This window comes from Microcoleus sp. PH2017_08_TRC_O_A, from assembly GCF_020738665.1.
In the GTDB taxonomy this organism is placed as follows: domain Bacteria; phylum Cyanobacteriota; class Cyanobacteriia; order Cyanobacteriales; family Microcoleaceae; genus Microcoleus.
Genome location: NZ_JAEQCE010000036.1, coordinates 91,448 through 98,219, shown reverse-complemented (window position 1 = coordinate 98,219; position 6,772 = coordinate 91,448). Strand labels below are relative to the sequence as shown.

Annotated in this window: 5 protein-coding genes; all 5 read left to right on the top strand. The window is 46.1% G+C overall.

Going from position 1 to position 6,772, the window contains the following annotated elements; all coding sequences use genetic code 11:
• Positions 1 to 200: 200 nt before the first annotated feature.
• The 5 genes from JGK22_RS14915 to uvrC all read left to right on the top strand — a co-directional run bounded on the left by JGK22_RS14915 (position 201) and on the right by uvrC (position 6,727).
• A complete protein-coding gene (locus JGK22_RS14915; protein ID WP_293218446.1) occupies positions 201 to 1,415 on the top strand; it encodes an ABC transporter permease subunit in 1,215 nt (404 codons plus the stop codon).
• Between the two features lie 87 nt (positions 1,416 to 1,502).
• Positions 1,503 to 2,111, top strand: a complete 609-nt coding sequence (locus JGK22_RS14910; RefSeq protein ID WP_293186316.1) for a hypothetical protein — start codon at positions 1,503 to 1,505, stop codon at positions 2,109 to 2,111.
• Positions 2,112 to 2,130: 19 nt separating this feature from the next.
• Positions 2,131 to 3,363, top strand: coding sequence for an amino acid ABC transporter permease (locus JGK22_RS14905; protein ID WP_293226464.1), 1,233 nt, complete (start codon positions 2,131 to 2,133; stop codon positions 3,361 to 3,363).
• A 161-nt stretch (positions 3,364 to 3,524) separates the two neighbouring features.
• On the top strand, positions 3,525 to 4,277 hold the full coding sequence (locus JGK22_RS14900; protein ID WP_293186314.1) for an amino acid ABC transporter ATP-binding protein: 753 nt from the start codon (positions 3,525 to 3,527) through the stop codon (positions 4,275 to 4,277).
• 365 nt (positions 4,278 to 4,642) lie between these two features.
• Positions 4,643 to 6,727 (top strand): excinuclease ABC subunit UvrC, encoded by a 2,085-nt coding sequence (gene uvrC, locus JGK22_RS14895; protein ID WP_293218448.1) that lies wholly within the window; start codon positions 4,643 to 4,645, stop codon positions 6,725 to 6,727.
• Positions 6,728 to 6,772 lie beyond the last annotated feature (45 nt).

Here is a 6,772-nt window from a genome sequence, read left to right as displayed (position 1 = left end):
GCTTCAGCGCTCTTAGGTACGTAGTTGCGCTTCAGCGCTCTTAGGTACGTAGTTGCGCTTCAGCGCTCTTAGGTACGTAGTTGCGCTTCAGCGCTCTTTGGTAAGTAGTTGCGCTTCAGCGCTCTTAGGTACGTAGTTGCGCTTCAGCGCTCTTTGGTACACAACATACGCAGCAGATTGAATGAAATATAATTTAAGTTATGAATACAGAACCTCAACCGGGCAAATCCGAGAAATCATCCAAAATTAAAGATATATCAACACTGCTGCGGGACGATCGCTTCTGGAAAATAACCGGACAGGCGATCGCCCTAATTTTAGTAATAACAGTCATCGCTATTCTTTGGGACAACCTCACCGCCAATTACGCGCAACTAGGAATTGCATTTGGATTTGACTTTCTCAATTCCCAAGCATCCTTCGACATCGGCGAAAGCGTAATTCCCTACAGTCCCGAAAACAGTTACAGACAAGCTTATTTTGTTGGTTTGATCAACACGCTGCGGGTAATGGGCCTGGGGATTGTTTTCGCAACAATTGCGGGTTTGACTGTAGGAATTGCCCGCCTTTCCGACAATTGGATCTTGCGTAATTTAGCAGCTTTGTACGTGGAGATTTTGAGGAATACACCGTTATTGCTGCAATTATTTTTCTGGTATTTTGCAGTATTCATTTCCATGCCAAAACTGGAAGACAATCAACAGATGCGCGGCCCGATTTACTTGACAAATCGCGGGATTGCTGTACCTTGGCCTGCGCCTTTGCCAGGTTTTGAGATTTGGTTGATTTTGTTAACTGTGGGAGTTTTGGCTGCGGCGGGGCTGTGGATGTGGCGGGCGCGGGTGATGGTGGAAGAAGCGAAGCCGGGAAGACAGTTGTTTTGGGCTGCTGGTGCGATCGTCCTGAGTGCAATTTTAGCTTTGATTATCACCCAAAATCTGCCTTTTCGCGTCGATTTTCCGCGCCTGACACCAGCATTGCAACTCGAAGGAGGATTAAAATTAACTCCAGAATTTGCAGCCCTAGTGACAGGACTCAGCTTGTATACTGGCAGTTACATTGCAGAAATTGTCCGCGGCGGAATTCAGTCAGTCTCGCGAGGCCAGTGGGAAGCGGGAAAGTCTTTGGGACTTAAATCTGGAACCCTGATGCGGATGGTAATTTTGCCGCAAGCTTTGCGGGTAATTGTGCCGCCGTTAACCAGTCAGTATCTGAATTTAGCGAAGAATTCAAGTTTAGCCGTGGCGGTGGCTTATCCCGACGTTTACTTTGTGGTGGGTTCTCCGACGTTGAATCAGACCGGAAGGGCGATCGAAACAATGCTAATTATCATGGTAACATACCTAACAATTAGTTTGATAGTTTCTCTGTTTATGAATTGGTACAATCACACGGTACAAATCAAGGAAAGGTAAATAACAGTTGACAGTTGACAGTTGACAGTTGACAGTGGATAGCGAAGTCAAAAGTTAAGTTTATTATAATCTGGAACTAAAGTTGAAATGACTTACAGAGATTTTAACTTAAAAACAGTAACAAAAAAATTCGGTTTGACGATTAGCGATCGCATCAATATGTTCTCTCCTGTGCCAGAATTAGAACCAAGTCCCTTACTTGTAGAAATTCTCAAAGAGAACGCAGGCATTGCCTTAAGCAGCAATACTGACAAGTCTCGCTCGTCCATGATAACCGCACCGATTTTAATCGAACTTAGAAAACTGTTTAACCATCAAATTGGTCTTTTTTGTGGAATAGATTTTACAGTTGATGCCGAAAAAGGATTAGCTGGAAATTGCGATTTTTTGATTAGTCGTTCTTCATACTTATTAATGCTTACCGAACCAGTAATTGCGATCGTAGAAGCACAAAACGAAGATATTAATGCAAGCTTGGGGCCATGTGTAGCCCAAATGTTAGCAGCTAGAATATTTAACGAATGCGAAGGCAACACAAATGCAACAATAAATTATGGGGCTGTTACTAGCGGCCAAACCTGGAGATTCTTAAGACTCAAAGAACAAGTAATTGAAATTGACTTGACAGAATATTACGTAACAGATGTCAAGAAAATATTAGGAATATTAGCAAGTGCAATTCAGCAAGCAATCTAAAATCTAACATCTAAAATACATGGAAACAACCCCCGTACTGCCGCCTCCCGCCACCGAATCGCCCACCCCTTGGAATTGGGCGCGCAAAAACCTATTTAGTACCTGGTACAACAGCATTCTGACAATAGTTTGCTTAATTGTCGCCTTCCAAACAGTTAAAGGAATTATCGTTTGGGCAACTACAAAAGCTAAATGGCGCGTGTTAGAAGCCAACTTGCCACTATTTTTTGTGGGCAGATTTCCCAGCGAATCCTACTGGCGGCTGTGGATAGTAGCCGGAATAATTGCCTTGTTGGGCGGTTTAACTTGGGGAAATATTCAGCGAGATGAACGTCTTTGGAATCGGCCTACACTGATTTTACTTGGTGCAGCGGTTGTTGGTGCGGTCATTACGCCGATCGACCTTACCTCTCGCTTCTACCTCTTAGGAATTATTATCGCAACCGCCGCCAGCTATGTCGCCGCGAGACAAATTAATCCCAACCCCCCCCAACCCCCCCTTGGTAAGGGGGGGCGAGGGGGGGTTAGCTGGATACCCGGAATTTGGGCTCTTTCCTTCCCGCTGATTCTGTGGCTAATTAAAGGCGGATTAGGTTTGACAGAAGTCTCGACAAATGACTGGGGCGGTTTAGTGCTGACGCTGTTTTTAGCAATTATTAGCATTGTGCTTTCATTTCCCCTGGGAGTATTGCTTGCCCTCGGGAGACAAAGTTCTTTGCCAGTCGTCAAACTGCTGTCAACATTGTACATTGAAATAGTGCGCGGCTTGCCTTTAATTGGCATTTTGTTTTTAGGTCAAGTCATGCTGCAATTATTCTTACCGCCGGAATATCCCAAATTGGATAGAGTGATTCGGGCGATCGCCGGATTAACATTATTTAGTGCGGCATACTTGGCGGAAAACGTGCGCGGGGGCTTGCAGGCTGTGCCCAGAGGACAAATAGAAGCAGCAAGGTCGATCGGGCTAAACACACCCCTACTGACCATTCTGATTGTACTACCTCAAGCACTGCGAACAGTCATTCCGGCGATCGGCGGTCAATTCATCGGATTATTCATGGATACATCCCTGCTTTCGCTATTTGGAATGTTAGAATTAATCGGCATATCCCGCGCCGTTTTAGCAAATCCATCCTACATCGGCAGATACGCCGAAGTTTACATATTCGTCGGCATCATCTATTGGGTATTTTGCTACTCAATGTCACTGGCCAGCCGCAAAATAGAGAAAAGTTTAGAAAAAAGTCATTAGTCCACAGTCTGTAGGGGCGGGTTCACCAACAAAATAGAACTCCCAACCCAAATATATATAAACCCGCCCTCCCAACCCAAATATATATAAACCCCCCCTCCAATGAAGTAGTCAACAGTCATCAGGCAATAATTATTCGTCATTATTTAAAGGAGAAAATTATGCAAGATACACTAACAGTTCCCGAAACAGTAATCGTCGCCGAAAACGTCCACAAATGGTACGGACAATTTCACGTACTGCGCGGCGTCAGCATGAACGTGAACCGAGGCGAAGTCGTCGTCGTGATGGGCCCTTCAGGTTCCGGCAAATCCACGTTTATCCGCACTTTTAACGCTTTAGAAGCCTATCAGCAAGGCAAAATTACGATCGACGGAATCGAACTTTCCCACGACTTGCGAAACATCGAAAAAATTCGCCAGGAAGTAGGAATGGTGTTTCAGCAATTCAACCTATTTCCCCACCTATCAGTCCTGCAAAACGTCATGCTAGCGCCCGTATGGGTGCGCCGCTGGCCGAAGAAAAAAGCAGAAGAAGTAGCAATGCAACTGTTAGAAAGAGTCGGGATTTTGTCCCAAGCCCAAAAATATCCCGGACAATTATCTGGCGGACAGCAGCAGCGGGTTGCTATTGCACGTTCCCTAGCAATGCAGCCGAAAATCATGCTATTTGACGAACCGACATCAGCATTAGACCCGGAAATGGTGCGGGAAGTTTTAGATGTCATGCGAAATTTAGCGCAAACAGGAATTACAATGGTAGTGGTGACTCACGAAGTCGGATTTGCGCGCGAAGTTGCCGATCGCATTGTATTGATGGACGGCGGCGTTTTAGTGGAAGAAGCGAAGCCAGAAGAGTTTTTTCAGAACCCGAAGGAAGAACGCACACGCAAGTTTCTATCTCAGATATTGTAAACAGAACTTACGTCATTATAGGTTCGTAGTGAGGACTTTAGTCCGCATCCCATCAGAAGACTAAACTCATCATTAAAAACCAGAGAGTGAGGTTCGTAGTGAGGACTTTAGTCCGCATCCAATCAGAAGACTAAACTCATCATTAAAAACATTAATAGGTTCGTAGTGAGGACTTTAGTCCGCATAAGATCAGAGGACTAAACTCATAATTAAAAACCAGAGAGTGAGGTTCGTAGTGAGGACTTCAGTCCGCATAAGATCAGAGGACTAAAGTCCTCACTACGAACCGTTATTTGTGATTCATTCCCTTGACTTGGATAACAGCGTTAGAATAGTAGATATAAGTCATAAAATCTCAAATTTATATGCCGTCCACAAAAACGCTGCCACTAATTAAAGATGCAGAACGCCTAGAAAGCCGCCTCAAAGAAATTCCGGCAGTTCCTGGTGTATACTTAATGCGCGACGAGAGCGATCGCATCCTGTACATCGGCAAATCCAAAAAACTCCGAAACCGAGTCCGTTCCTACTTCCGCGAAAGCCAAAACCTCAGTCCTCGCATCGCGATGATGGTACAGCAAGTGCGCGAAATTGAATTCATCGCCACCGACACAGAAGCCGAAGCTTTGGCCTTAGAAGCAAACCTCGTAAAACAGCACCAACCTCACTTTAATGTCCTCCTCAAAGATGATAAAAAATATCCTTATTTGTGCATAACTTGGTCGGAAAAATACCCGCGCATTTTCATCACCCGCAAACGCCGCGCGGGTAGTGCGAAAGACCGCTACTACGGCCCCTACGTCGATACAGGGGCGCTGCGGAGTACGCTGCATTTGATTAAGCGGATTTTCCCCTTGCGACAGCGCCCTCAACCGCTATTTAAAGACCGTCCCTGTCTGAACTACGATATCGGCCGCTGCGTCGGTGTTTGTCAAGGGTTAATGTCTGCGGAAGATTACCAAAAAATCATCCAAAAGGTAGCCATGATTTTCCAGGGAAGGACTCAGGAATTGCTGGATATTCTGGAACCACAAATGGAACAAGCAGCCGAAGATTTGAACTTTGAAACTGCGGCCAGGATTCGCGACCAAATTAAGGGTTTGCAATCTTTGAGCGCGGGTCAAAAAGTGTCTTTACCAGATGATACCGTTTCCAGGGATGCGATCGCCCTGGCAGCAGACACGCAGCACGCCTGCATTCAATTATTCCAGATTCGTGCAGGTCAATTAGTCGGCAGACTGGGCTTTATGGCGGAGATACCCCCCCAACCCCCCCTTGCTAAGGGGGGGCAAGAGTTGTCTCAACCCCTTACGAAGGAGACGCAAGAGTTGTCTCAACCCGCGATCGATGGGGGACAAGAATTATCTCAACCTTCTCTTACCTCCCCCCCTTACCAAGGGGGGGAACGAGGGGGGGTAGAAGCGGGAGCGATTTTGCAGCGAGTTTTGGAGGAACATTATCAAAATGTCGAAGCCGTAGAAATTCCCAGCGAAATTTCTGTGCAGTACGACTTACCAGAAGGCGAAATATTAGCAGATTGGTTGAGCAACCGCAAGGGGCGAAAAGTGACGATTTTGACTCCGCAGCGCCAAACTAAGGCGGAGTTAATTGAGATGGTGGAACGCAATGCTGAGTATGAATTGGCGAGAATGCAACGATTGAGCGATCGCAATTCTCAAGCAATGCAAGATTTAGCCGAAATTCTCGATTTACCAGAAATGCCGCACCGCATAGAAGGTTACGATATTTCTCACATTCAAGGTTCGGATACGGTAGCTTCCCGTGTCGTATTTATCGACGGTTTACCAGCCAATCAACACTACCGCCACTACAAAATTAAAAATCCTGAAATAAAATCCGGTCATTCTGACGACTTTGCTAGTTTAGCAGAAGTTATCGGCAGACGATTTAGGATCAAAGAAGCAGAAGGAAACAGCAAGAAGCAAGATGAATTTAGCGAGTTAGCAGAAGCGGAAGCAGTCAGTAATTTGTCTTCAGTTTCTCCTAATATTGCTGACAAACCGGATTTGATTATGATAGACGGCGGCAAAGGTCAACTGTCAGCAGTTGTGGCTGTTTTGCGGGAGATGAATTTGCTAGATGAGTTGCGAGTTGTGAGTTTGGCGAAGCAGCGAGAAGAGATTTTTTTGCCGGGGGAATCTTTGCCGCTGCCAACTAATTCTGAGCAACCGGGTGTACAATTACTGCGGCGGGTGCGGGATGAGGCGCACAGGTTTGCTGTGAGTTTTCACCGAGATCAAAGAAGTCAGAGAATGAAGCGATCGCGCTTAGATGAGATTCCGGGATTGGGACACCACCGCCAAAAACTGTTGTTAGCGCATTTTCGGTCGATCGACTACCTGCGTTTAGCAACTCCCGAACAGTTGGCGGAAGTTTCTGGGATTGGCCCGCGTCTGGCGCAGCAAATCTACGCTTATTTCCATCCGTAAAGCCTTTAGTAGCGTGGAAGAGGGGATTTGGGAGGCTACGAGTCC

Coding starts and splice junctions, on each gene's coding strand:
- JGK22_RS14905 (WP_293226464.1), top strand. CDS start 2,131: ATGGAAACAACCCCCGTACTGCCGCCTCCCGCCACCGAATCGCCCACC.
- JGK22_RS14910 (WP_293186316.1), top strand. CDS start 1,503: ATGACTTACAGAGATTTTAACTTAAAAACAGTAACAAAAAAATTCGGT.
- uvrC (WP_293218448.1), top strand. CDS start 4,643: ATGCCGTCCACAAAAACGCTGCCACTAATTAAAGATGCAGAACGCCTA.
- JGK22_RS14900 (WP_293186314.1), top strand. CDS start 3,525: ATGCAAGATACACTAACAGTTCCCGAAACAGTAATCGTCGCCGAAAAC.
- JGK22_RS14915 (WP_293218446.1), top strand. CDS start 201: ATGAATACAGAACCTCAACCGGGCAAATCCGAGAAATCATCCAAAATT.